Annotated in this window: 27 protein-coding genes; 12 read left to right on the top strand and 15 right to left on the bottom strand. The window is 35.3% G+C overall.

All coding sequences use genetic code 11. The annotated features are described in order from the left end of the window. Positions 1–40: 40 nt before the first annotated feature. From SLH52_RS18030 to SLH52_RS18070, 9 genes are all read right to left on the bottom strand, one after another. Positions 41–238, bottom strand: coding sequence for a helix-turn-helix transcriptional regulator (locus tag SLH52_RS18030; protein ID WP_320210659.1), 198 nt, complete (start codon positions 236–238; stop codon positions 41–43). After that, entirely contained in the window at positions 235–759 is a 525-nt protein-coding gene (locus tag SLH52_RS18035) for a DUF6773 family protein (protein ID WP_320210660.1), read from the bottom strand. The genes SLH52_RS18030 and SLH52_RS18035 overlap by 4 nt, the downstream gene beginning before the upstream one ends. Before the next feature lie 356 nt (positions 760–1,115). Beyond that, positions 1,116–1,604, bottom strand: a complete 489-nt coding sequence (locus SLH52_RS18040) for an SRPBCC domain-containing protein (protein WP_320210661.1) — start codon at positions 1,602–1,604, stop codon at positions 1,116–1,118. 366 nt (positions 1,605–1,970) lie between these two features. Continuing rightward, a complete protein-coding gene (locus SLH52_RS18045; RefSeq protein WP_320210662.1) occupies positions 1,971–2,333 on the bottom strand; it encodes a VOC family protein in 363 nt (120 codons plus the stop codon). Between the two features lie 204 nt (positions 2,334–2,537). Continuing rightward, positions 2,538–3,326, bottom strand: coding sequence for an AraC family transcriptional regulator (locus tag SLH52_RS18050; RefSeq protein WP_320210663.1), 789 nt, complete (start codon positions 3,324–3,326; stop codon positions 2,538–2,540). Between the two features lie 72 nt (positions 3,327–3,398). Further along, on the bottom strand, positions 3,399–4,157 hold the full coding sequence (locus SLH52_RS18055) for a MerR family transcriptional regulator (protein WP_320210664.1): 759 nt from the start codon (positions 4,155–4,157) through the stop codon (positions 3,399–3,401). A 23-nt stretch (positions 4,158–4,180) separates the two neighbouring features. After that, positions 4,181–5,017: a VOC family protein gene (locus SLH52_RS18060; RefSeq protein ID WP_320210665.1), complete on the bottom strand. Its 837-nt coding sequence runs from the start codon at positions 5,015–5,017 to the stop codon at positions 4,181–4,183. A gap of 487 nt (positions 5,018–5,504) precedes the next feature. Continuing rightward, complete coding sequence (locus SLH52_RS18065; protein WP_320210666.1) at positions 5,505–5,933, bottom strand: hypothetical protein; 429 nt, start codon at positions 5,931–5,933, stop codon at positions 5,505–5,507. Between the two features lie 122 nt (positions 5,934–6,055). After that, complete coding sequence (locus SLH52_RS18070; RefSeq protein WP_320210667.1) at positions 6,056–7,099, bottom strand: DUF1835 domain-containing protein; 1,044 nt, start codon at positions 7,097–7,099, stop codon at positions 6,056–6,058. A 261-nt stretch (positions 7,100–7,360) separates the two neighbouring features. Between SLH52_RS18070 and SLH52_RS18075 the strand changes: the two genes are divergently transcribed. The 3 genes from SLH52_RS18075 (at position 7,361) to putP (ending at position 10,739) form a co-directional block, all read left to right on the top strand. Continuing rightward, positions 7,361–8,350 carry a helix-turn-helix transcriptional regulator gene (locus SLH52_RS18075; RefSeq protein WP_320210668.1) on the top strand — a complete coding sequence of 330 codons (990 nt, stop codon included), beginning with the start codon at positions 7,361–7,363 and terminating at the stop codon, positions 8,348–8,350. Then, a complete protein-coding gene (locus tag SLH52_RS18080; protein WP_320210669.1) occupies positions 8,350–8,775 on the top strand; it encodes a VOC family protein in 426 nt (141 codons plus the stop codon). The genes SLH52_RS18075 and SLH52_RS18080 overlap by 1 nt, the downstream gene beginning before the upstream one ends. A gap of 515 nt (positions 8,776–9,290) precedes the next feature. Beyond that, a complete protein-coding gene (putP, locus tag SLH52_RS18085; RefSeq protein ID WP_320210670.1) occupies positions 9,291–10,739 on the top strand; it encodes a sodium/proline symporter PutP in 1,449 nt (482 codons plus the stop codon). 86 nt (positions 10,740–10,825) lie between these two features. Here putP and SLH52_RS18090 read toward each other — a convergent pair whose 3' ends face one another. The 4 genes from SLH52_RS18090 to SLH52_RS18105 form a co-directional block, all read right to left on the bottom strand. Next, entirely contained in the window at positions 10,826–11,179 is a 354-nt protein-coding gene (locus SLH52_RS18090; RefSeq protein WP_320210671.1) for a VOC family protein, read from the bottom strand. Between the two features lie 545 nt (positions 11,180–11,724). After that, a complete protein-coding gene (locus SLH52_RS18095) occupies positions 11,725–11,943 on the bottom strand; it encodes a hypothetical protein (protein ID WP_320210672.1) in 219 nt (72 codons plus the stop codon). Positions 11,944–12,179: 236 nt separating this feature from the next. Then, entirely contained in the window at positions 12,180–13,286 is a 1,107-nt protein-coding gene (locus tag SLH52_RS18100) for a flavin monoamine oxidase family protein (protein WP_320210673.1), read from the bottom strand. Between the two features lie 430 nt (positions 13,287–13,716). Continuing rightward, the gene (locus tag SLH52_RS18105) at positions 13,717–14,481 is read right to left on the bottom strand and encodes a polysaccharide deacetylase family protein (RefSeq protein ID WP_320210674.1); all 765 of its coding nucleotides are present in this window, start codon (positions 14,479–14,481) and stop codon (positions 13,717–13,719) included. 437 nt (positions 14,482–14,918) lie between these two features. On the opposite strand from SLH52_RS18105, the gene SLH52_RS18110 reads away from it, so the two are divergent. Beyond that, positions 14,919–15,230, top strand: coding sequence for a YesK family protein (locus SLH52_RS18110; RefSeq protein WP_320210700.1), 312 nt, complete (start codon positions 14,919–14,921; stop codon positions 15,228–15,230). Between the two features lie 396 nt (positions 15,231–15,626). Here the strand turns inward: SLH52_RS18110 and SLH52_RS18115 are convergent, their stop codons facing one another. Together SLH52_RS18115 and SLH52_RS18120 are read right to left on the bottom strand one after the other, a co-directional pair. Then, complete coding sequence (locus tag SLH52_RS18115) at positions 15,627–16,139, bottom strand: hypothetical protein (RefSeq protein WP_320210675.1); 513 nt, start codon at positions 16,137–16,139, stop codon at positions 15,627–15,629. Between the two features lie 537 nt (positions 16,140–16,676). Continuing rightward, the gene (locus tag SLH52_RS18120; RefSeq protein ID WP_320210676.1) at positions 16,677–16,970 is read right to left on the bottom strand and encodes a hypothetical protein; all 294 of its coding nucleotides are present in this window, start codon (positions 16,968–16,970) and stop codon (positions 16,677–16,679) included. 620 nt (positions 16,971–17,590) lie between these two features. Here SLH52_RS18120 and SLH52_RS18125 point away from each other — a divergent pair. Genes SLH52_RS18125 through SLH52_RS18160 form a run of 8 tightly spaced genes read left to right on the top strand, consistent with a single transcriptional unit; the run spans position 17,591 to position 23,997 of the window. Beyond that, positions 17,591–18,673 (top strand): hypothetical protein, encoded by a 1,083-nt coding sequence (locus tag SLH52_RS18125; protein ID WP_320210677.1) that lies wholly within the window; start codon positions 17,591–17,593, stop codon positions 18,671–18,673. Next, positions 18,660–20,828 carry a molybdopterin oxidoreductase family protein gene (locus tag SLH52_RS18130; protein WP_320210678.1) on the top strand — a complete coding sequence of 723 codons (2,169 nt, stop codon included), beginning with the start codon at positions 18,660–18,662 and terminating at the stop codon, positions 20,826–20,828. The genes SLH52_RS18125 and SLH52_RS18130 overlap by 14 nt, the downstream gene beginning before the upstream one ends. Then, the gene (locus tag SLH52_RS18135; RefSeq protein WP_320210679.1) at positions 20,829–21,389 is read left to right on the top strand and encodes a 4Fe-4S dicluster domain-containing protein; all 561 of its coding nucleotides are present in this window, start codon (positions 20,829–20,831) and stop codon (positions 21,387–21,389) included. It begins immediately after the preceding gene. A gap of 12 nt (positions 21,390–21,401) precedes the next feature. Continuing rightward, positions 21,402–21,923: a Rieske (2Fe-2S) protein gene (locus SLH52_RS18140; RefSeq protein ID WP_214483909.1), complete on the top strand. Its 522-nt coding sequence runs from the start codon at positions 21,402–21,404 to the stop codon at positions 21,921–21,923. After that, entirely contained in the window at positions 21,913–22,119 is a 207-nt protein-coding gene (locus tag SLH52_RS18145) for a hypothetical protein (RefSeq protein ID WP_214483908.1), read from the top strand. The genes SLH52_RS18140 and SLH52_RS18145 overlap by 11 nt, the downstream gene beginning before the upstream one ends. Continuing rightward, positions 22,109–22,420, top strand: coding sequence for a hypothetical protein (locus SLH52_RS18150; RefSeq protein WP_320210701.1), 312 nt, complete (start codon positions 22,109–22,111; stop codon positions 22,418–22,420). Before SLH52_RS18145 ends, SLH52_RS18150 begins: the two co-directional genes overlap by 11 nt. After that, the gene (locus SLH52_RS18155; RefSeq protein WP_320210680.1) at positions 22,407–22,685 is read left to right on the top strand and encodes a hypothetical protein; all 279 of its coding nucleotides are present in this window, start codon (positions 22,407–22,409) and stop codon (positions 22,683–22,685) included. Before SLH52_RS18150 ends, SLH52_RS18155 begins: the two co-directional genes overlap by 14 nt. A 1-nt stretch (position 22,686) precedes the next feature. After that, positions 22,687–23,997, top strand: a complete 1,311-nt coding sequence (locus SLH52_RS18160) for an MFS transporter (RefSeq protein WP_320210681.1) — start codon at positions 22,687–22,689, stop codon at positions 23,995–23,997. The last annotated feature ends 61 nt before the right edge of the window (positions 23,998–24,058 follow it).

The raw sequence follows: 24,058 nt of genomic DNA on the forward strand, positions 1-24,058 counted from the left end.
TATTGGTTTTTTATTAGCAATTCATAGAATGACGATAATATTAATCTTCATCCCAAAACAGCTCATCTAGCGTTTTATTTAGTGCTTTACAAATAGCAAGACATAACTGCAATGTAGGGTTGTACTTACCGAGTTCTATTAAACCTATTGTTTGCCTAGATACACCCACCTTGTTTGCCAATTCTTGTTGTGATAAATCATGTTCTACTCTGGCCATTTTTAGTTTTAAGTTTTTCACTTCCACTCACCTTGAATATCCTCCAGCCCTTTTCGGACAACTTGGTCACTCTTCTTTTTTGTAATTAGGAACGGTATGGATATAATACCAACAAAAAAAGGTACATACATCATAAAGGATGCGATGAACACAATAATAAAGAAATAGATAGATTCTCCTTTACTATTTGCATAATTTATGGCACTACTTGTTGCTAAAATGACAGATATAAATATTCCAATGATAAGACCCACAATTACATTTTTCGTAGATAGCTTTATCTTGCTATTACGGTCATGCATCTCTGCTTCATCTGTAAAAATTCCTAAGTGCCCCGCTCGTACCATATAATACAAACCCGTAATAATTAAAATAATCAATTCTGTCAAAATAAATTTTGAACCTACCCCATACACTATAAACTTTACAATTATTGAGATAATAGTTATACACATGATCATGAAATATATCTCTTTGTATATTTTGTTTTGCAGATTCAAAAGGCGCTCATCAACTTGTTTATGTCTTTTCAACCCTAACAATATTTTCACCCCTCGTTTTATATTGGCACTTAAACTTATGTAAAAATTATACAACTATATATTTCTTATTGCAATATATATATGTCATTTTAGCATTTATATTTATTATTTAACGGTTTTATCATTAATAATACAGACATATATTTCAGCTCGTCCTAGGAATGATCAAATAAAAAAAGCACCCCTAATAGGCACTAATTACTCATATTATATAATCACTATATAAATTTTAAAGCTCATCGTACAATCTTATTTTATTTCCATACGGGCCTTCAAAGGTAATTAAAGCAGCTGGTGCTCCTACTATTGTTACGATGTCTTTAATATTGGCTGTATACTTCACCATTTAAATACGCTTATTCTGGCTGACAACAAAGTTCGCCTTCACCCTTCTCTAATGCAGATTTCAGACTTCCGAGCGCTCCCTGCCATGCCATTTCATGCCATTTAAATGCTTCTTCCCAAGATGCTCCGAATCCCCAACCAAAATGTTCAAGTGTAACCTTAGTTTTTTCTTCCTCTTCTTCAAAAAGAACATTTACAAGTGTAAGGTCATCTTGGTTGTTCATAATGGAAGCAAACTGATCAGGACCTTTCCAAGTGAATTCTAATTGCTTTGTTGGAACAAATCTTTTTATTTTACAACCTTTCGTATTCATACCTTCAACATTTTCAGGATCAAAATATAACTCAAATGCTCCACCTTCCTTAGGTTCAACTACAGTTATAGGTGCAAACCATTTGGAAACTCTATCGGAATTCGTCCATGCATGCCACACAAGATCTAATGGAGCATTAATAAGAACATCCTTTTTCAAGATACTTTTTCCTGTAGATGTTTTCAACAAAACCCTCTCCTTATATATAGAATTAATTTTATTGATTGCGAGAATATACTATACCCTCACGCACTATTGACTTTAGTCTAGGATGTTTTCACGTTGATTGTTGTTTTTCGTATTTAAAAATACACCGTACACAACTTGAGTTCGTAGCATCTTTTCTTCTGTACAACGATGACTAACAATATATATAACCACTAAATTGATAAACAATAGGAATAAATTTCAAGAAAAGAGCCTTAGTTAAGATTAGTAATTTCCTTGTTGTTTTCTAATCATAACGTACACTTGCTTCATGAAAGTAAAAAGATTGATTTGTGAAGCTCAGCGAAAATAAAATCCTTGGCAGTTCTGAATGTACAAATATAATCAATTAAAGTTTGAAAACTCAACAAGTTCAATTTGATTTCCTGCTGGATCCTCTATGACAAGGTAACGACCTGGTGGGCATGGTTTAGGTTCACTGAATTGGAGCCTTACCCCTCTGGATTTTAACTCCGTCAAATCCTTATCAAGATCCTCTGATATAATACCAAATAACACATTTTGGTTTGATGCAGTATTTTTCGTCCCTGTTTCCTCTAGAACAATCGGTACCTCATCTTGTACTAAACTAACTATCTTGTCACCATAATGCTCAGACACTTTAAAGTCCAACATCTTTGTATAAAAGTGAATTGCTTCTTGCATATTATCTACTTTAACCGTAATGACACAAACTTTGTTTAACATAACATGACCTCCTTATTGTTTACATCCTTATTTTAACAATAATTCAGAGATAAAATTTCTCCTAGTTTGCTTTTTTATAATAACTACGGACAAGGTATTGTGTATCCTCTGCAATTGGAAAAGAAGGAATGTGCCCCCTCATTATAAGCAAATACAGTCTAAGACAAACGTGTTAATATGTACCTCCTTTTCAAGTAATAACAGTCATTTTTTCCGCACTTTTTGTACCTCTTCTAATAATAATTGTGGTAAGTTAATTAAGATCGGAGGATCGAACGGCAAAGGGCTCCTTAACTTAATGTGTACCTCCTGATCTGTAGTACCTGTAACGTGAATCGGGTCATCGTACATCCCACGTAAAGCATGTTCTAGCAAGAAATAATCTTTAGGATTCAAGCTTAGTGGTATACCTGCAGCAAGAGCATAATAAGTCCCAGTAGGGATTTGAGAAAATATACAGCTCGATTGTTTTTGAGTAAATGCTGTTCCAATAACTGGTCTTTCGTCAGGGATCGGTCGAGGAAATAAGCCAACAAATATAAACCCTTTAAATCCAGCTGGTGCTTCTATATGACAGGTGAGAACTGGTGGATGAAAGTATTGAATAACTGAATTTTCTCCTTCTGTGTATTGATTAACAAAATGATATAAGTCGTTTGTAGTTACCTGAAACTGCTTTGGTGGTAAACCTACAAATTGTTTGAATTTTGCACTAAAGCTTCCCAGGCTGCTAAAACCGATGGACATCATCGTCTTGACAATAGATGGAGAGGAATGTCTGACAAGCATTTGCTTACCCGCCTCAATACGTAGCGCAGACAAATAATGACGAGGTGATATTCCTGTTACTTCTTTAAAAAACCTTGAAAAATGGTAAGAGCTATAGCCCACAAGTGACGCTAATTCTTCAGTCGTAATCTCTTTATCTAAGTTATTTTTCATATATTCTACCGCTTGGACAACAGCTTTGACATGATCTACATTACTTGTCAAATTGTTCACCTGCTTCAAAAAATCTATTTTTCTTTTTCAGTATGAATTTTCTACATCACATCATTTCTTCTTCTAGTTGACAGAATGCATTACAGGTATCATTAGCTGAAAATAAGTAGCATCATCACTTTCGTAACGCTCCATTTTTTGACCCTTAGGAATAAACCCATACTGCTGGATAACTTTCATATAATGAAAACAAATATACTCATTATGAATAGGATACTTGATCGTAGTGAAAAGCGTAGGTGGATAAGATTCGAAATTAATTCCTTCTTCGCTTACTTCATTATAATAACTCTTAATTTGGAAGCCAATTTCTCCTGTCATGTGAGTGTTATTTGTTTCATGTGTTCTTATGTAAATTTCAGGAAAAATCGTCAAACCAAGTTGTAGAGCTTTATCTCGATCAGACTCAATAAATGCGTGAAATGGACTCATTTTTCTTTCAACTGTATGTGTAAACCATATAAAATCTCTAGGTTCATTCCATTTAACTAAGTAAATACCTTCATTCTCGGGATGAAAGCCTCCTAAGTACTTTTGTGCAATATGTAATGCAGAAAGCTTTGATTCGATATTTTCTCTCCAACCCACAACAAGCTTTGATTTTGTTTCTTGATCAGCTGTTAAATATAGTTGAATATCAGTGATAGAAACATCTGCCTGTCGAAGCGAATGTATAAACTGAGCTTGCTTAATTTGATTTTCCGTATATATACGGTAGCCGTTAGCTAATCTTTCTTCAGGGACAAGAACTTGTTTCCGGTCATAAAAACGTAAAGTACTAGATGGTATACCTGTTTTTTGTGCAAAATCGTTTATCTTCATCTACATTCACATCCCAATTAAAGTTAGCTGATCTGATACGTCCACAGATTTATGCGGTTACCATCTGGATCATACACATGAAAACCAGCCCACATATTTGGATTCCCAGCAATTTGGGACGTTGTTACTCCTCTTTCTTTAAACAATTCATACGTGTTGAAAAACATGTTCTTTTGTTTTAAATCAAAATAAACTCGTACAGCTGGGTTAGATTGTTCAAAATCACTGTCTATCATTTCTTCTAATAATATCGGTATTGGTTCTCTCTTTTCATTCCATGGTGAAGTAAAAGCGTGCATAAGGACTGCTCGAGTATCTGGAAAGCTAGTTATTATTTCCATTCCAAAATTATGTTTATACCAGTTTGCCGATCGCTCAAGATTAGAAACTCCTATAATAGTAGATATTGTAGTTCCAAATTTAATTAACCTAGCCTGAGGGTACTCTCCTTCAAGCTCGGGGTTATGTATAGCTGTTAATCTCGCACCATTAAAAGCGCTTATATCAAATGTTTTTATCCCATTAGCAAGTTCCCTTACATCAGAAACAATAATATTGTTTGTTTGAAAATAATCCAGCGTCTTATCAATATCTCCAACATCAAATGTTAGCCGAGCATGACCTTCATTTTGAGCATTCTTTTGAAAATGCTCTATATTTGATTCAAACGATTTCAATGTAATTTGTTCAAAATGATCACGAATAGGTAGACGAAAGAATGCTTTTTTTCCTACATGAGTTTGGAATTGGTCGATACATTCCCACCCCATATACTGCACATACCATTCAACTCCCTCTTCAAATTTATCAGAATCGACCATAATGAAACCACCGTCCCAACCAATAGATGAACATAACATATTGAGCACCTCATTCAAAAAAATATTTTCATAAGAGATAAAATAGGGAGATTAAAAGATCGTAATTGATATACATGCTTATATTTGTTACAACGCTATTTTCACATTCATTATTGCTTTTCGTAGTTAGATATAAGCACATATATATCTAGCGTTCGTGGCAAATTTATTAAATTATTGAGTTTAAAAAATACTTATATATATTGTCCATTTTTAGGAAAAGCAGCAACAAAGTTGACGAAATAAGCCTTTCCTTATACAATTTTTAAAAATTTATCTCCTAATGAAATTTATCATAAAGGTTGTAGTTGGTTTAAGGTCAATGTACTTTATAAACTAATTTGTAGAAGAGATACTATCACTCTAACAGGTTGGCAAATCATCTCTCAATTTTGTGTGAGCCTAAGTAATGAAGTCTACATCATAAATTTTCTACTTTTTTTCAATAAGTCCTTCTTTTAAAGACAAAGGTAAGAAATCAGAAATTCTACTTAATATATTCGTTTAGCTCTTCTATAACATGGTGAGGTAATGTATACAATGAATGTGTGTCTGCTCGATTCATAATAGATCCACTATCTGAATCTAGCCATAAAAAATATTGCTCAGTCGATTCATCTTCAAAATTTAATGAAACCACAAAGTCAGAACGACTAACATCAACTATACCAGGTATTCTATTTGCCTCTTTAATTGCTGCCACAAATGTTTGAATGGCTATGAAATTTTCTGATGTGTAATAAATTTGAGGTTTGTTCACATTGTTCGTAATGGTGACTAATACACTTGAAATCGTTTTGCCACCTAATGTTACAATCGAAGCGTTGGGTTGTTCGTTTCTTTGTGATTCGCTACAACCTATTATAGCAAAGGTGAATATCAAAACAGAAAACAACGTATATCTATGAAAGGTCATTTCATTGCCTCCTATCTTTTATTTTTTATAGACGATATTCATCATCAAACATTACAAATTAAAGTTAACTAGAAAAAATCCAATTCCGCTCAAAGGAACTGGATTTTTTATTAAGAGTTAGTTTAAGAAATTTCACGTAATTTCACACTATAAAACCTCATTGCTTTTGGTACACCATGGATCTCGAAAATTCCGTTCAAGATTAAATGTCTCACTCGATATTCAAAAAACAAATCACCATGATATTGCTCTAAATGACCAATGGCATGACCTATCACTGTAGCACACTTCAAAAAATCAGTATGTTGTCGTTCCTGATGTAATTCATTTGCGGTATTAATAATATATTCATCATAGTAATCTTCATCAACACTAAGTATTTTGCCTTGCTCCCATATTCTCAGTACCTCATGAGTCGTTGATAGCTCTACCCATTCTTCCTCGAGCTGTATTCGTTCTTCCTTAGACATAGGCTGCTGAAGCTCACTATTTTTCTCATAAATACTTAACAATTTATCAGGAGCAATCTCTCCTGTATGCAAAGGCTTATAATTAATTTCATGATTTTTATATACGTCTATATAAGATAAGGAAGAATTTATACAAAATATAGGGTTACACTTATCTTTTAACAAGTGCAAAACAAATCTTAATCCAGTTTGTTCATGAGCATTTTCTCCAGCCCAAATAACGATAGGAATATGTAAAGGAATTGCATTCAGCTCGCGTATTGTATCTTTAAAGCGTATAATATCTTTCTCTATTTCCCCATCTTCAAAAATTAAATGATTTTCTAACCAGTGATATCTATTGCCTACACCGCTAGAATCCTCTAAATCTGTTAATGGACCTACAGAGAAAGTGTCTCGGAAATGGATAATCTTCTCAGTGTGATGCTTGTCTAAATTTTTTAACCCATTTTTAAGACTACCTCCAGCTGAGACACCAAAGACGATATGTACTTTTTCAAACTCTTTATAATCTATAGATTGTTCTCTTTTTATACGAATAAAGTCATCAATAGTCTGTTTAAGATATTTTATGAGATGTTGTGCCTCAACATTGCTTGGTTCTTTTTCCATATCAATTCTACGTAAAATTAAATACAAGAATGACTTTGCTTCGTTTTCTGGTAGATTTTCTATCATGTTTTTTAGCTCTAACATCGTTTCATCTCCCCTTAAGTTAAGCTATTCTATGTAAGAAGAATATCTCCTTTCAAAGTTACAAACAGATTTAAAGAATATTGTCGAATGACCGATATATATAAGATTTTGACACAATAATATACGAATTTGACCTATAAAACCTTATATTTGACCCATAAAAGATATCAACTTTCAAGTTTTTTATAATTGATGACAAACATAGTGTCACTAATACCTTGTTATAATGTCTTTAGATACTTGTTAAGGAGGTGACACAATGTGAAAAGGGCTGACAGGCTGATGGCAATACTCATTGCATTACAGCATAAATCAGAAACTGCACAATCTTTAGCAGCTAAATTTGAAGTATCAAAAAGAACCATCTTACGAGACATGCAAGCATTATCCGAAATCGGCATTCCTCTATATTCTATGACTGGTCCTAGTGGAGGTTTTCATTTAATGGATGGCTATCAGCTACCACCACTACAATTTGATGTAAAAGAAGGGTTAGCTATACTATTCGCTCTTCGTGCAATGACAAAAATACAAGACACTCCTTTTAATCAAGAAAGATGGACAGCACTAGATAAAATCAAAGCAATAATACCTGATGAAACATTGGAACAAATAGACCCAATTCTTAATCATGTCGAATTAGAAATTCCTAATAGAAATTACAAAACCCCTTTGTTAATGTCATTGCTAGAATATACGGTAAACTCACAGTGGTTGAACATAAAATATAGATCCAAAAATCATCACCGCTGGGTCAAAATCCTCCCTAAAAGAGTATACACTGCTCACGGATTTTGGTATTGCGAAGCCTACTCTCATTTGCATCAAGAAGATCGCATTTTTAGAGTTGACCGCATGGACAACATTGAAGTCATTGAATTAACAGACAACATGACACCTAGTCAAAAACCTAGTGAAGAGGACGCAACAAGCCCTGCCCCTCCTATACGAGTTATTGCAAAATTAACTTATCAAGGTGCATTACAATTGGAGCAAGACCCTCATATCGGACATCTAGTAAAAAACATCACAGATAACGAATGGGAAATTGATTACATGTGTCCAGCAACAGAGTGGAATTATACTGTGAACTATTTTTTCTCTCTCGGATTAAATGCTCATGTGGTAGAACCAGAAGCTATGCGAAATGAGATTTTCCAGCTTGCACAGAACATGTGTCATCGTTATTCAGATAAAAGGAATTCAATTGGAAAAGCAAAATCAGAAATTAATTTAAAGGAGCAAATCTAATGAAACTAAAAAAATTCACAACAAACTTTATTGTGGAAAATATTAATCAATCAATAATATTCTATCAAGATGTGTTAGGTTTTCAGGTCGAGATGATTGTAGATCGTAATCAAAATACCGACAATCAAATTAATGAAAGTAAAGACTATGTTTTTGCCATTATGAGCAAGGATAATATAGTGTTAATGTTTCAAACACCAGAAAGTATGGCAGAAGATGTGCCTGTATTTAAGGACATTACACCTGGGACATCTGCCTGCTATTATTTAGAAGTAGAGGGATTGAAAGAATTCTACCAAGAAATCAAAACAAAAGTTGAAGTCGTAAAAGACTTATACACAACTTGGTACGGTATGGAAGAATTCCATATCAAAGACTGCAACGGGAATATAATAGGGTTTGGAGAAAGAACTGAAGAAGCATAGTTAAAGGATTACCATGTGGAGAGCCTACCCCACATGGTTTTTTTATAAGACTCTTTTCGTAAACTATGTTTTTTTTATTTATATTTGTAATTGATGAAAAGATAAGAATTTCTCACATGAGTGAGCAAAGAGTTGAATTGGTTAGTGATTTTTTTATCAATGTTCATACTTGATTCCCTGCTATCAATAAAATATCCCTTTATTACACCAGTATTATACGATGGTGTAAATATCCAAAAATTACGATAAACGCTATTATATGTCGATAAGACGCTATTTAGTTGATATATATACATCATTCATACCAAATACTTACTATTTCGTTAATATACTCCTAATATTGTTCAAGCTTATTGAAAGCGCATTCAATACCGTGGTAGCATAATTTTACATAGCACATAAGGAGGGTAATCAATGGCAAGCTTATCAATTACATCCTATCTATTACTATTTAGTATGCCTTTGTTAATCGCATTATCTGTTTTGACTTATCTACTTGAAAGGAGAAATTCATAATGCATGAAGCAACTCTTATTACTTTCATTGTATATCTCATTTTAATGCTCGTTATCGGTTTTATCTCCTATCGTTTAACAAAAAACTTATCAGATTATGTATTAGGTGGGAGAAATTTAGGTCCAGGAGTAACGGCACTTAGCGCTGGGGCTTCTGATATGAGTAGCTGGTTGTTATTAGGTTTACCTGGATCAGCCTACCTTTCAGGTATGAATGCGCTATGGATTACAGTAGGATTAGCTATCGGTGCGTATTTAAATTGGCAATTCGTGGCACGGCGACTTAGAGCCTATACTGAAATATCCAACAACTCAATTACGATTCCAGATTTTTTAGAAAACCGCTTCAAAGATCGATCAAAGATTTTACGCATCACGTCTGCTGTTGTTATCCTCATATTTTTCACCTTATACATATCTTCAGGAATGGTTGGCGGAGCCATTTTGTTTGAAAACTCATTCGGTTTATCGTATAGCTCTGCTTTATGGATTGGTGCACTCGTCATTGTTTCATATACATTTTTAGGTGGTTTTCTTGCTGTTAGTTGGACAGATTTTGTTCAAGGTATTTTAATGTTTCTTGCTTTGGTTATTGTCCCTATAGTAGCCATCACCGAAATGGGGGGGATCGGTGAAACGATAGATCGAGTAGCATCGATTGATCCAACTTATTTAGATGCTGCTGCCGATACAACCTTTATTGGAGTTGTTTCCTTATTAGCTTGGGGACTTGGGTATTTCGGACAGCCACATATTTTAGCAAGATTTATGGCTATAAAATCCGTAAAAGATATTCCCACTGCTAGGTTAATAGGGATGACTTGGATGATACTAGCTGCGTTAGGTGCAGTTTTTACCGGGTTTGTCGGAATTGCCTATTTTGCAGATGTACCTTTAGCAAATCCCGAAATTGTATTTATTGAATTTACGCAAGTATTATTTGATCCTTGGGTTTCTGGGTTTTTATTAGCTGCAATATTAGCTGCAATTATGAGTACAATTGACTCTCAGTTACTCGTATCATCAAGTGCAGTCGTTGAAGACTTTTATAAATCGTTGTACAAAAAGCAAGCTGGTGATCGTGAGTTAGTGTGGATTAGTCGATTATCTGTTGTAATCATTGCTATTATTGCCATCCTTCTAGCCTCAAATCCTGAGAGCTCAGTACTAGAGCTAGTAAGCTACGCTTGGGCAGGTTTTGGTGCTGCATTCGGTCCAGTAATCCTCTTTTCGCTATTTTGGAAGCGGATGAATGGAAGTGGAGCGGCTGCTGGGTTGTTTGTAGGGGCACTGACTGTTATGCTTTGGAAAAATGCTGAAGGTGGCCTGTTTGATCTTTACGAAATTGTACCAGGATTTATTTTTGCATCATTAGCCATCGTGATCGTAAGTTTAGTAGGAGAAAAGCCCTCTAAAGAAATTGAAAACGAATTTGAACAAGTAAAATGAATTATCGTATAAAATATAAAGAAACTACTCTCATATCCTAAGGGAGTAGTTTTTCATTTGAACTCTAGAGAGATATTTTCATAACATTAACACTTACAAATCATTAAGTGATTTCCGTCAGGATCTTTGAAATTAAAATAATGATTATGTTCAATTTCAGAAGTTAACTGAACCCCTTTTTGTTTCATATATGTATAAGCTGCCTCAATATCTTCTGTATTAAAATGAAATAATGGCGTTTTAAAAATATTTTCCTCTGAAAATATTTTACTGTCTAGTACAATACCCGAACCTTTCATAGGCATTACATATATATGACCAAACTGAACTTCTCCGTCTACAGGTAAACCTAAAATGTCACAATACCAATCACGTGCATTTTCTATATTACTTACTGGAATAAAAACGGTCCCAATTTCATTTAAAACAGGAATACTCATCACCATACCTCCTACTTTTTTAAAAGACTCATTTTATAAACTTTGTTGCTATAGTTCCTAAATCAAAAGTAATAAGATAGACTTTATAGCTATCGTTTTACAGTACTACGAAAAACGACAATCAATGCGAAAATACCGCTTGATCCCCCTAGGTAAGATACCATAAATACAATTATTTCAAATAATAAGAATTTTTACAATATATTTTTTAGTGTTAAACTCTAATTTATCAAAAATGAACTTATTTGATGACTACGAATAACATTAAATTCATTTGAACTTTAACTACTTGTTCCTTCTACGTTTTCTTATTGTTGCGAAGTCCTAGTACAAGTAGAAAAAGAACAACGATCATGCGAAAACAGCCTGTTTTAAAAGAGGAAATGGCTCTTATAATCAAATTACAGTAATAAAAAAAAGTGGGTGATGAAAGGCTAGATTTTTAGAAGAGAAACCGTCAACCGTTGCGGTAAGCTTGGAATGAAAGAGGTATTTGTTGTTTCTATTAATTATGATAATGATGTATGGAAAATTGTAAAATGAGTTCAAGTTCTTAAAACAAGCGCATGAAAACGAAACCTGATCATGTTAAAGAATTGAACAAGTCGGAATACTTTTTTCGATTCTTCAAGATCAGCTAATGTTTCAACAATTAAATCTTCAATCTCATCTACTGTTTTGTTTGAATAATCAATCCCTAAATCCTGTGCATATCTACGGAATGGTTCTGATGGAGATACCATATATTGTTTGGCAGTTTTCATGACTTATTCCTCCTTGTAAATTTGGGTTTAGCTTGATTTGCTACAAATTATGATTGTTCTATGATTCTAATCGTTTGCTTTACATACTAATTATTGTACAAGCTAAATCTTAAATCTAAAGTATGATAAAAATGAAGAATTTCTTAAGAACATTTATTTCAAAATCTTAAATACAAAAAGCACAGATCATGACTTACTGTGCTTTGTTGAAATGAGACAGAATAGAATATTGTAAGTTATAATGGAGCTTTGTATATTTCATTAATTTCAGATACCACACGCTCAGCTGATCGTAAAGCTCCTTCAAGATGTCCCCCAAACTCAGCATCAGTTTCTGTACCTGCAAAAAATAACTTCTTTTCCCACGTACGAATTCCTGTCGGTGGACCATACCTTGGAAAATCGCTAAGTGAAGTGATATCCTCTGCTACCGCTGTCTCATTATCAGTTGACCAATCCTTATATAGCAAATCTACCGGGTTATTCGCTGGTGCTCCAAATAGCCGAGTCAACTGCTCCACGACTAGTTTGAATATCTTTTCCTCGCCTAGTCCTTGACGCATTTTCGCAGGTATCCTAAAGAAACCGAAAAGTGCTCCTGAACCAATTTGAGGTGAAGCATCATGTATTTCCTGCAATGGACCAATCCAGCTCGTTACTTGACCAGAAAGTCCATGTTCTCTCCAAAAAGGTCGGTCATAAACCGCAATCACCTTTGCCTGTCCTCCCATCCACGTAGGCTTATTAAGGAGGCTCCCCATAAGTTCCGTTGAGAGAGAAGGTGAAAAATCAATGTGATTTGCTACAAGTCTAGGAGGCAATGCAAGAATGACAGCTCTTGGTCGAAAATATTTTTTTTTGCTTCCAACGAGCGCTTCAACAGTAATTTCTTCTTCACCTTCCCATCGAATTGTTGTTACACGCGTGTTCATCTCGATTGTCCCGAGAGGTAGTGTAGCTGCCACGGCATCAATGAGAGATTGTACTCCACCTTTGAAGCGGGTAGACCTCTCAACAGCTCCTTCTGGTAACAAATATCTCTGTGCTGGTTCATTCTTAAACCGTTCCAAAAGATTAGTTCCTTTGATGTGCTGATCAAATGTATGTAACCCAAGCTCTTTAACAAGGCTAGTTATAACCGGCTCATAGTGCGGCCAGAACCATGTCGGTCCCAAATCAAACTTGTCAAGACCGTGAATACCTAGCCCCAAATTACTTAAAACTCTACCTCCAATTCTCCCTCTACTTTCCAAAACCCTACAATTGATGCCTTGTGCAATTAATAAAGAAGCAGCACGTAGACCACTTAAGCCAGCACCCACAATTATGATAGGATCGTTCATCTTTTTTTACCTCCATTTCGAAACTTTAAACTGGATATAATATTCTTCGTACCCAGAAAGCCTTAATTACCATACGTTCATTGGTTTTCGTACTATGAAAGAATAATTATACCTCTAGTACTCGTTATAGCTTTCTTCTGTAACACTATGAAAACCCGTAAAAGCTCTTCTCACTAAGCTAATTTTAATAAACAGAATAACTACGTGTACTAGACAAGTTTAAAAAATTTTAGTTATTTGTATAATTTCAACCACAAAACATATAAAAAAGCTTAAATTACTAATAATATATTTTATCTACTAATAGGTAAATTTTCAACAGAAATGATTATAACCATCAACCAAACCCCAAGCTTACGTTTAAAATTCATTTGAATATTGAGTTTAGCGTACGCTCAGCACAAAGTATGACAACAAGGCTGACTCCATATCACCAAGTGAAAGGTGGTATGGAATCATCAATGGAGCGTATATCATATCCTTGATCAAGTAGATAAACAATTACTGCTTCTATATGTTCACATGTAGCTTTTGTATCATGAAATAAAATAACTGGTTGTTCATTCTTTAGCTCAAGGTTCTTGACATCATTAATAACATTTTCAACCATTCTTTCATCTTGGGTTACCCAATCTTCGCTATCTATGTTCCAATCCCATATTTGATAGCCAATATCTTGAATCGCTTCCTTCCACCCTTCCTCAAAAAAAGGTTTACTTCCATATGGCGTACGAATTAATGTAGTATCAATACCAGTTATTGTTTGGAGCGTTATTCGTTCTTTCTCCATTTCATTAATAACATTTTCCAGTGATGCATATACATGACGAGCATCATGGGTCACACCATGAAGGCCGATACTGTGACCTTTCTTTATTACTTCTTTAACGATGTTTGGATATTTTCTCATATAGCCATCGAGCATAAAGAAGGTTACTTTTACATTATATTTATCAAATAGATCTAAAAATTTCTCAGTATATTCCGAAGGGCCATCATCTATAGTTATATATGCAACCTTACTTCTCGATGTAGTTTCCTCTGAATAATCTTGCTCAGCTTTTACAGGACTGACCGAATAGAATAAACAAGAAAGTAGAATGAAAAGAATCATGAAAACCCTGAAAAATATAACGACGATGTTTAACTTAAAAATTGGTTTAATACAAAGTTGCTTTGTATAATGTTGATTCACTTTCTTTCTCCTCCCTTATTATTATCTATATTCTTCCACAATTAACAGATTAATTATCCTTGCACAAAAAATAAATAGTTAAATTTTGTTTCTATTCAACTATATATAAACACTTTGGTTGTAGTAATGGCTCTCTTTGTAACTATTTTAACTAAGACAACATTGTTGCTATTCTTATTAAAAATGGACAGTATGAAGAGTTTTAATGAAACTTCAATTATTGTATATTAGTAGAAAAGATCCCATGAACGCCAGGTTGATACGTGCTTAAATCTTAGATTGAAAAATAAAAATTAACTCGAAAACAGCTATAGTAATTTAAAGACACTTATCGGTATTTTTTCTGTTAATAAAATCAGCAAGGACCTGCATAAGAATAGTAATAGATGCCAACTTCATGATTCATTTTCTGATGATGTAGGGAAATTGCAAATTTGATGGGTAAGGGAGCTATAAATGTTCCTACAAAAAGGAAAGTAGGTGAATTTGTGCAAATCTTTGTTTATTCTTTTGTTGCAGTTATTATTATTGTTGGGTTTTCTTCCACATTGGTTAGCAAGCGGAAGCCAACATTGTACTGGTTACCAGGAACAATTTTATCCGTTATTACTTTGGCATTCGCGATAATTAGTTTTTTTACCCTTAATGGCTGGGATGCTATGGGCTTTTTCTTTTTGTTTATTAGTGTGCTTTTCGGCTCCGTAATAGGAACATTCATTGTAAAGTTTAAGAAAGCGTCGATACATTAACAAATAGTAGCTAACTATATGCACTTTAATTTCTCAGCAAGGCTGTTTTTGTAAGGTTGCTGTCTATCATACAAGTAATATTCCTTCTATATATACCGGCAATCTAGCACTAAAACCTAGTCTAGCTGTTCTTATGTAGCACAAGTAGCAACTAAAGATATTAAAGAAGAACCTTCAATTGAAGGTTCTCAACAATTAATGTGATTCTAAGAATTTATCGGAGTTACTCACTTTAGATGCTCAATGATTTTATATTGCATTTTTCATATATCATACAGCTTGTATCGTAAATAGAAATAGACTTTATACGATGGTCAGTATTCTTATATAATTGGGAGAAATTATTAATGCTGAAACAAGTGAAGTTACAGTTAAGTTTCAATAGACTAAGTCTCACTAACTTAAAAATTTGCTAACATGCTCTATAATACTTTCACCGTTTTCGAATTGTATTATTTTATATTTGTAATCCGTATTTCTAATAAAATTCGGTAGGAAGTCTTGATTATATTTTTTGTTCCATTCAATTAATTGTTGTATGCTTTGAGTTGTTTCTTTTTTAGTTGAAGGTAATAAACCTGTTTTTCTTTTTTGGAACCTACTCCAAATTCTATTTTCCTGTATTGATAACGGTGTTTGAAGGACAAATATTTGATCAGCGAGTGCGAAGCTAGGGGCTAACCAAGTGAAATATACTCCTTCTATAATCCATGAAGGGTGTTCCACAAACCCTTTCAAATTGTTATCCCGCATAGATGCAGAAGCTTTTATACCATACTCTTCTGCTTGTTGATCCCAAAATATTTGATCTAAATCTAAGTGTGGTATTTTATACATTTCACTTAACTGCTTAGCAGTATATGTTTTTCCACTCCCTGCTCCACCAATAATATGAACTCTTATATCCATTCACCCCTTTCAACTACTCTAAAGTCAATCATTTCTGTTCTTTCACTTACAATGTAATTTCCTATTAAATAGGTTAAGAGTTTTTTGAGAACTCCTGTCAATTAAACTACATTGTTACCATCTGAATTGAGCAATGAAGTAGATTTAATTACTTCTCAATAAATGCTAGATAAGATTTCCTATAACCTAACTAAACAATAGAAATAGAATGTTAATTAATAATTCTACTCTTTACTATATAAACCTTCTATATAGTTTTTTGTACATCAAATGTTGTTTAAAGTCTAAAGCCATATAAACTTAACGTTTGTGGCTTCTTTTCCCCATTAATTTGATGACAACTGTATAAATTTATTTCTGCTGTCTTATGTTAGTAACATGAGCAATATATAAGACTTTCGTAAATTATTGAATAATCGTCCCTCATCATAACCGACACTTACATAATTTAAGATATCTTTTACACTATAAATTCATAAACATCAAAAAAACAGCAGCTTCATAAGCTACTGCATCTAATCGTTTATACATCTCATTTCATTTAAATATTTTTAATATCCCGAACATGAAAGCAATAGCTAATCCGATAATGGAGATGAATCTGAGGAAATAGAGCTCAAACATGAAACTAATTATTACAATAGGTAGTCCAATCATAATCATAAGAGATACAAACTTCCTATAGCGAATCACTTCTTCTGAAAGCTCAGGTTCTTCCTTGTACATCCATCTATTCCCAAATAACATACTTTCCTCGGGAGAAATATAAGCCCAAATTAACAATGCATATATAGGAATCATAAAAATAACTGTTAAAATCGCTGTAGTCATAAAGTCTCCTCCATGAGTATTACATTTTAGTTTATATTAAATTCAGTAGACCCCCACCCACCTGAAGGGCTTCATATAATTGCACCATACTTAAGTAAATAACGGCTGTTGTTGTATTGATTGTTGCTTTTCGTTCTAAGATAAGTACTTACACATCTAGATTTCGTGCTTTTTTACTTTTATAAACATTGAGCTTTCTTAAAACTCATCACACTGTCCATTTTTAATAAAAAATCCTTTAAAAGTAATACGTTTTCTTGCTACAAAGGTTTCACCTATTTCGCTATTTTACTGAGAGGTCTTATTAATATGAAGAAATATAACAAAACAATTGGAACAATGGCATGATTAATAGTCCGAACAACCACAATCCAAATTCAAACTGCAAAAGTAAATCACCACAGGGTAATGGCATTTTTATAATGTCATTACTTGTACACTCCCCTAACCGCCTTCTCTTTACTATCCTTTTGGCAATCGATTCATTTTGCTTATAAATACTTATTTTAAAAAATAGGGGAATTTCCCTCTTCGAATAGAGAATTTCCCCGATATGTAATCTCCTTTCCCTCATATACAATTGAATTATGATAATTGTTCGTGAATAAGGAGGAGTTTACATGCAAGCAAAAGCTGCAGTCAATCAAAAAACAGGAAGCCAACTAAACAATGCGTTTGCATCGAACTTTGCTAAGTCAATGTTCTTATCAGTAACAGCACTTGCAATTTTATCTTTTATAGGGACTAGGATGTTTACACATATAGATTTGAACCTCTATGGATATATGGTTGGAACAATCGTCTTTCTAGGAGGCTTCTTCTACCGATTTATTGCTTGGGGAGAACGTCCACCAACAAAGATCATTTTGAAAAAAGGGCTGAAATTGTTATTTAGAAAGTCTACACCAAAAACTTCCGTTGATCATCTTGCAACATACAATTTCATCTGGAATAGGGGAATTTACCGATGGACTCAACACGTGTTAATTGGATGGGGATGTATTCTATCTTGCCTCGTCACTTTCCCTCTCGTTTTCGGATGGATGTATTTTACGATGGATGACAATGGCTTCTATAACATTATTGCGTTCGGCATAAAAGTAATGACTGTCCCTGCGGAGGGCATCATCGCAAATCTTTCTTATAATGCACTAAACATTACTGCGGTTATGGTCATTACGGGCGTATGTATGGCATTGTACCGTCGCCTAAAAAATATGCAAGCAAGAGCAGAGCAGAAATTCCTTTATGACTTCATGCCTCTATATATGCTACTTCTTGTGAGCATAACAGGTTTATCTCTAACATTTATGAACATTTTTTTAGACGGTGCGGGACAGCCAGCAATGTCATTAATTCATCAGTGGTCAGTCATTATTACGTTAATCTATCTTCCATTCGGCAAGCTAGCACACATTCCATTCCGTCCAATGAGTGTACTTGCTCGAAACTATAGAGAACATTATGCTGAGCAATCGATGAAAGAATGTAAAGTTTGTGGAGGTCAATTTGTATCATCAGAACAATCGCAAGATGTCGTCGATGTTCTTAACGTGAATGATATTCAATTCACAACGAAGGAAGGTCATCATCTAGCGGAATTGTGTCTTCCATGCAGAAGAAAGTATCGGATCGCACAATTTTCAGGGTTCCCTACCCATGAAGTGAAGGTCAAGGAGGCAAACCAGAATGCAAAGGGATAAGTTTTATAAGGAAGTTGAGAATGTATACCATCCAAATGAAACATTAGTCAAAACACATTGCAGCTATTGTGGTATGCAATGCGGGATGAATCTACGTGTTAATACCCAAACAAATAAAATTATCGGGGTTGAACCTCGTTATGATTGGCCAGTTACCGTCGGAAAAATGTGCCCTAAAGGTGTAACAGCCTATCAGCAGACAAATCATAAAGACCGCTTGTTAAAGCCGTTGATCCGTGATAATGCTGCACTCAAAGGTACTACGGAAGGCTTTCGCGAAGCAAGCTGGGATGAAGCGTATGAGCTGATTTCAAAGAAATTCATAGAGCTTCAAAAAGAGTATGGTAAAGATACTTTATCGGTATTCAGTGGCGTGTCCATGACAAATGAAAAGTGTTATTTAACTGGGAAATTCGCTCGGGTTGGTCTCGGAACGCGCTATATCGATTATAACGGTCGCTTTTGTATGTCAAGTGCAGCTGGAGGGTTCCTCCGTACATTTGGTGTTGATAGAGGCTCTACGCTTCCATGGACAGATATCCATGAGACAGACTGCTTATTTATCGCTGGAAGCAATACTGCTGAATGTCACCCAACATCCATGTTTAGGGTTTGGAACGTGCAAGAAAGAGGCGGCTATATCATTGTAGTTGACCCGCGTGAAACACCAATTGCAAGAAGAGCTGACCTTCACCTAGATCTACAGCCTGGTACTGACCTGGCACTTGCTAATGGCATTGTAAATCAGCTAATCCAATTGGGCTATATAGATGAAGATTTTATCAATAACCATACAAACGGCTTTGAAGAAACGAAGGAACTTGTGAAAGATTACACGCCAGAATACACGAGCATGCTGACAGGTGTAGCACCTGAAAAAATCATTCGTGCAGCAAAGCTGTACGGTAAGGCACCAAATGCAGTTGTTATGTTTGCCCGTGGAGTGGAGCAGCAACACAAAGGGGTAGATAATGTTTCTGGTTATACGAATATGGCGCTTGTTACAGGGAAAATTGGCCGTCCGAAGTCAGGTGTCGCAACTTTTACAGGGCAAGGGAACGGTCAAGGTGGCAGGGAGCATGGACAGAAATCAGACTTGCTTCCAGGATACCGTAAGATTACTAACCCTGAACATGTGAAAGAAATATGCAAGGTTTGGAATATTACACCTGATGAAATGCCACAAGCTGGTGTATCAGCTTATGAAATGTTCGAGCTGATGGAGGAGAAAACGATTCGAGGTTTATACCTCCTCTGCTCTAATCCGGCAGTTTCTGCACCAAATCTAAATTATGTTCGCAAAACATTAAAGAATTTAGACTTTATGGTTTGTGCGGATTTCTATCTATCAGAATCAGCACAATTTGCCGATGTCGTTCTTCCTGCAGTCACTTGGTCAGAGGATGAAGGAACAGTTACTAATATTGAAGGGCGTATTATCAAGATTAATAAAGCTCAAGAGCCTGTAGGAGAATCGAAGCCTGATTGGCAAATACAAGTTGAACTTGCTGAACGCCTAGGACGTGGTAAATATTTCTCTCATTTGACAACAGCTAAAGCTATTGCAGATGAGTTCAGATTGGCAACAAAAGGTGGTAATGCAGACTACTATGGTGCAACATGGGACAAAATCGATAAGCAGGATGGAGTGTTTTGGCCTTGTAAGGATGAGCATGATGAGGGTACTCCACATATGTTTTTAGATAAGAAATTCTATCATCCAGATGGAAAAGCAAAGATATGTGCACTTCCTTATCGTCCTCCTGCAGAGGAGCCATGTGATAAATATCCTCTTCGTTTAACAACTGGACGAGTTGTCTATCACTATCTATCAGGAAACCAAACAAGGAGAATATCGTTCCTGCATGACATGTGCCCAGAGCCATTTGTGGAGATTCATCCGGAAACAGCAGCTAAATACAATATGGACCATGAGGAACAAGTCCGCTTGTTTACTAGAAGAGGCGAAGCAATTTATAAAGTTAAAATAACAGAAGCGATTCGAAAGGATACCGTTTTTGTTCCGTATCACTTTGGTAACGAGGATTCTATTAACCTATTAACAATTGCAGCACTAGATCCTATGTCCCGTATGCCAGAATTTAAGGCGTGTGCTGCACAATTGGAAAAAGTCGAAATAAAGAAGGTGCAATAAATGAAAAAGAGGCTGTACTTAGAACTTGAAAACTGTATAGGGTGCCGTTCATGCCTCGCTGCATGTACGCAATGTGGTGGGCATGAAGAACGTAACAGGAACTACGTTTATGATGTTAACCCTCTTGTTAACCGGCAGACGATGCCTCTTATGTGTCTACACTGCGAAAATCCAGCATGTGCAAGAAGCTGTCCAGCCCAGGCTATCCAAATACATGAAACAGGGGCAGTATTATCAGCACTTGTTGAGAAATGCATCGGCTGTCAAAACTGTACAATCGCATGTCCTTATGGCATACCGAAATTTGATACAGAACAGAATTTAATGTATAAATGCGATTTATGTATAGATCGGACAAAAGACGGCATTCCACCTATGTGTGCTAGCGTATGCCCTTCCAACACACTTCAATGGTTGACAGAAGAAGAAATTGCAAACAAAAAGAAGCAGTTTAACCTAGATAACGACAAATGGGTTACGAGCATGCCATACCTAGAAGGTGAAACAAACGTGAAAGTAAATCTTCCTGGGATCTTGCAAGGCATTACAAAGTTATATTAGGAGGGATGAGGGATGTCTGATAACAACAAAATTCCCTTTAATGAAGATAATTATACTCATAATATAGAGCGGAATAATGAAAGAAGACTGGACAGACGCGGGTTTATGAAAACATTGGTTGGAGCTGCAGGTGTATTCGCAGTGTCTTCACTTCCATGGGGAGCAGTAGCAGCTAAAGAATTAATGGGTCTAGGAGACAAAGAATATCCACTTAAGAAAATAACTGACGTAAGCAACTTACCAATTGGTGATGCAGTAGAATTCAAGTTCCCTAGTGAGCATGATGACGCCATTTTGATTCGCTTGGCAGAAAACAAATATGTTGCATATCAGAATGCATGCACACATTTACGTTGCCCAGTTTTCTGGGTGAAGGAGGAAGGTGAAATGATTTGTCCTTGCCATCATGGCAAATTTGATGTTGAAACAGGTGCACCTACTGCAGGACCTCCAAGAAGACCTCTGCCTGAAATAAAGGTCAAAGTTGAAAACGGTGCAATTTATGCAGAAAGGGTGAAGCGTTATGAAACGTAGCTATATAGGTGTAATCATCTTAAGCGCTATTTTATTATTAAATATTGTCTTTACCCAGTATATGGTTCATCAATACTATTATGAAAACTACGTAAATGTGTTGATTTTTGCCGGTTTAAATTTTGTATCATTCCCCTTAGCAATACTAGCTTATAAAAAGACGATTAACGTGAGGCGTGAGTGTGATGAACAGTGAAACTTATATTGATTTTTGTTTCGTAAGGAAGTCAACTGGCAACTTTATAGCTGTTGTTGAGCCTATGCTAACCGAGCTATTCAATGAGGTTAACTTAAACTGGTATCTTGAAGAAAAGAACGAGCAAGGCATCGATATCGTCGTAGCAGAGGTTAAGGGTATGAGCAGATGGAAATCTGAAGAAGAAACAATCCATTATATCGAAGACCACGCTCGCGACCAATTTTGGGAATATTTACAAGGATACAAAATATATATATATCCTCCTAAGAAAGGGTGCAGCACTTGTGGAACTCGTTAACAAAAACGACTTGAATTCTTTTGTCCTACAAAATGTGGAGGTAGCTATTTTCGATGATCAGGATGATGACAAAGCTCCCTTTGTACCTAAAATCATTCAAAAAACAGCTTTGTGTCCAGATGAAACTCATTTGCGCATTTATTTTGATCACATGAACTTCTTTGCAGTCCCGTTAAGTTCAAGTGTAAACAAACACGATAATGAATGGAAAGCTTTTGATTCAGAACATGCATTATATTACGTAATTAGAAAGGTGAGTGACTAACATGAGTAAGAACAAACGAATTACTCAGTGGAACCCGGAAGATGACAAGTTTTGGCAGCAAGAAGGGAAAAAACATGCGACAAGAAATTTATGGATATCAGTTCCAACATTAATGATGGCTTTTATTGTATGGCAAATTTGGTCAGTAGTAGCTGTCCGATTAAATGATATCGGTTTTAACTTTACGGCTGAGCAGCTGTTTACACTAGCTGCAGTTCCTGGACTTGTAGGCGCAACATTACGATTCTTTTATACTTTTGCCGTTGGAACATTCGGTGGACGTAACTGGACAGTATTCTCAACAGCAATCCTTGCAATTCCTGCTATCGGAATTGGGTTTGCGGTTCAAAACCCTGAAACTCCATATTCAGTTATGCTATTGCTAGCAGCGCTTTGTGGCCTTGGTGGAGGGAATTTTTCATCAAGCTCAGCTAATATGAGCTTCTTCTTCCCTAAGAAAGAAAAGGGAACGGCCTTGGGTATTAATGGTGGATTAGGTAATATGGGTGTGTCTGTAGTACAATTTGTAACACCACTTATTATTGCAACTGGATCTTTAGCATTTTTAGGAAAAGGACAACAACTCACAAACGGTGAAGTAATATGGCTACACAATGCTGCATTTATCTGGGTTGTACCTATCGTTATATTGACCATTGTTGCCTATTTTGGAATGGATAATATTCCTACTGCAAAACAATCTGTTTCAGATCAATTTGTTGTTCTTAAACGCAAGCATACATGGGTTATGACCGTTCTTTACGTAGCAACATTCGGTTCATTTATCGGTTATGCAGCAGCTTTTCCTTTACTATTAAAAGCTCAATTCCCAGAATATCTATCTGTCGCTTTCCTAGGTGCATTTCTTGCTGCAGCAGCAAGACCAGTTGGGGGATGGATGTCTGATAAATTCGGAGGAGCAATTGTTACCGCTTGGGTATTTATAACAATGATCTCTGGATCTTTAGGTGTAATCTATTTTACAAATATGGAAGTTTTCTCTGGTTTCCTTGCATCATTCCTACTGTTATTTATTGCATCTGGAATCGGTTCTGGATCAACGTTCCAAATGATACCTGGTATCTTCCCTGTTAAAGAAGCAGCTCCTGTTTTAGGAATTACGGCTGCATTTGCAGCATATGGTTCATTCTTTATTCCAAAACTATTTGGGTGGTCTGTTGAATCAACAGGAACACCAGTCAATGCTTTTTATATCTTTATTGGATTGTATGTCGTTTCATTAGTATTAAACTGGTATTACTATCAGCGAAAGGTACACTCAAAAGAAAAAGAAGTTGCAAAAGCATCATAAATCAGACCTGGTATGCTGCAATCATACTTTAAATGTTAAAGAAATAAGGGGGGTGCATGAA

Origin of the sequence: Cytobacillus sp. IB215665, assembly GCF_033963835.1 — a bacterium.
GTDB lineage: Bacteria > Bacillota > Bacilli > Bacillales > SM2101 > Nanhaiella.